1 tRNA gene is annotated in these 2,529 nt (G+C 30.0%); it reads left to right on the forward strand.

Features of this window, described 5'->3' with window-relative positions:
• Window positions 1-2,384: 2,384 nt before the first annotated feature.
• Window positions 2,385-2,458 (forward strand) — tRNA-Arg (locus tag DOK76_RS13065).
• The last annotated feature ends 71 nt before the right edge of the window (window positions 2,459-2,529 follow it).

Genomic DNA, 2,529 nt, shown 5'->3' on the forward strand with positions numbered 1-2,529 from the left:
TCGATTCCGGTCCTCGGCATATTTGAAACATCAATCTAATTTTAGATTGATGTTTTTTTGTGTTTTAAAAAAGAGTTTAGCTGGCTGCTGTTTATATCACATTGATTTTTTGGTTTCGCTAAGCATCATGTATATTTGAGGTTGGCATAAAACTTGATTGTAGTTGTTGAGCAGAGTAGTGAGCTATTCAGGACTCCTTCATTAGGAAATTACTTTTTGTATGTTTCTTTAGTTACTTATTGGATCCTTCAGTTAAATCTATTGATAGATCACTCTTCAGATTGGTGGCGGGAAAGTATAAAAGTTTAATAAAGAAGCCTCCAGGAGTTAGTAACTTAATCTCTTGTGAATGCTACTTTTTAATTTATTTATTATAAAGATAAATTGATTCATTTAGTCTTCCGTAGAGTTTACTTGAAACACTAATTTGAAATCATTAGATATCTTTTGTCGGACTTTATGGATAATAATTATAGAAATAGCACTGTTGAAATTTAACATTAGAAGAAATGCTATGAATACTATTGTTTATACTGTTTGAAACACCAGTCATAACTAGAAAAACCTCTTCAAACCTATTATTTTTATCGTTAGAGACATTGAATCGAAGAATATCTTTTGTGGTATCTAACTATACTGCTTCTTTTGAGAGAGTCTATCTATATAAGAGAACGTTCTTTTTATCCTAAATTGCAATCTACACAAAATGCTTTATACTATTGATTTTTTGAATCTATTTCGTATTTCAACTAATGAATAATCTTGTTATTGTCATATCTAGGTTTAAAATTACTGTATTTATCAAAACTCATGAGACTACTTATTGATATATGGAGATGATTTTTACTTGTGTTAGTCTCAGGTACTTCTATAGAATTTTTCTAGTTAGTGTTTTGCATGTAGGCGTGAAAAGTATAGCTTCTACGCTGTGCAGGATAAAATTACCTTATTTTTTCAAGACGTTACCCATGTGATCGAATGTGTAAATAATAAAGAGTAAAAAACTATCTTCATCTTATGTGCTGTAGAGAAGGTGTAAAAGGGTATCAAGAACAGCTTACCTAACTATTGCTTATTATCGATGTATTTTTTTGAGGTTGCTATACTAATAAATGAATATAAAAATTAAATCTAAATGATTTGAAGAACTATAGAAGATCCGAAAGTTTGAGATTAAACTATAAATACATACTGATTTGTTTGATAAGGAGTTCTAACTTCCGTAGGCTAATCGATATGAGTTCAGTGATAAGGGAGTATCTTTGTAGTGACTTTAAGAAGAAAAGAATGATATATTTTTCGCGAGTTCATACAATGTCTTTATCGTAATCTATATAAAACTATTACAAAACTTAGGAGCTTCAAAAACTGCTTGAAGTTATAGAGTAGTTACTACTAATTGAAGAGTATTTAAAAATAAACTCTATCCAATTTAAATAAGGTAGAGCTAGCTAATTTAATATCCAAGAAGCTTGTATGTAATTAGAACTGGTTAGGTCAATTATCAACTGGAGATAAGAAACAAATCGCTTGATAAAAATACTATTGTTTATATAATTTATCTAGATATAAGAGTCATGTTGGGGACTCACTGGTTATAAGTCGTGATTAACTAAATAGAGATATGATTGAGTGGTTGTACTGTATCCAAGAAATATCAAGAAGCAGTGCTGTTTTAGTAAGTATAGACTATCTCTAATTGATTTCGAAAAAACTAGATGCAAATACTAATGGGCTTGTATAAGTATATGGAGCATGGTCTATATTGTAGGATGTATAAGAGATAGTTAGAATAGGGAGACTTTTAATTTTTCAAAAAAGAGTGTCACTAGCAATAGAGAGAGTCGGCTAAACTTAGTGTATTGGGTTATTAATTAAAACTGTCACTCTATTCTCTTAGAACAGTACTTATTTGCTAAGATAGAAGAAGGAATCTTTGAAACAGTTTAAATTAATATTAGAGTTATTTCCAAAAATAAGAGATTGTTAGAATCTAGGTATTCAATTCAAATATGTTATAGGTATAATATATATCGTTTGTTGAGATCAAGTGAAAGAGGATAGCTTCTAAAATCTATCGAAACGACTTTAAAAGAAGTTGAGGATGAAAACCAAGTGTTTTTATCAATCTATAACAATTCGTTTAGATTTATATATAAATAAATATAACTTATATGATTCATAAACGTTTAATATGATCTGTTTTTTTGAGGTGTTATAAAGAAAGAAAAACAATTAACCCTAGACAGAAAACCTATTAAGTGATATGATTCTTTAGTAGCAAATGAATAGGCAACATAATTAAGTTACTGGCTATTATGTCCGTAGATTTAATGACATTAATTAGGCTAACTTATTTTTTTGCTTTTGATTTTAAAAAACTAGCGCCCATAGCTCAATTGGATAGAGTGTCTGACTACGGATCAGAAGGTTAGGGGTTCGACTCCTCTTGGGCGCGTTTTTTAAAGAATGACACGGGAAGTAGCTCAGCTTGGTAGAGTACTTGGTTTGGGACCAAGGTGTCGCAGG

Origin of the sequence: Candidatus Vagococcus giribetii (assembly GCF_017316185.1) — a bacterium.
Taxonomy (GTDB): domain Bacteria; phylum Bacillota; class Bacilli; order Lactobacillales; family Vagococcaceae; genus Vagococcus; species Vagococcus giribetii.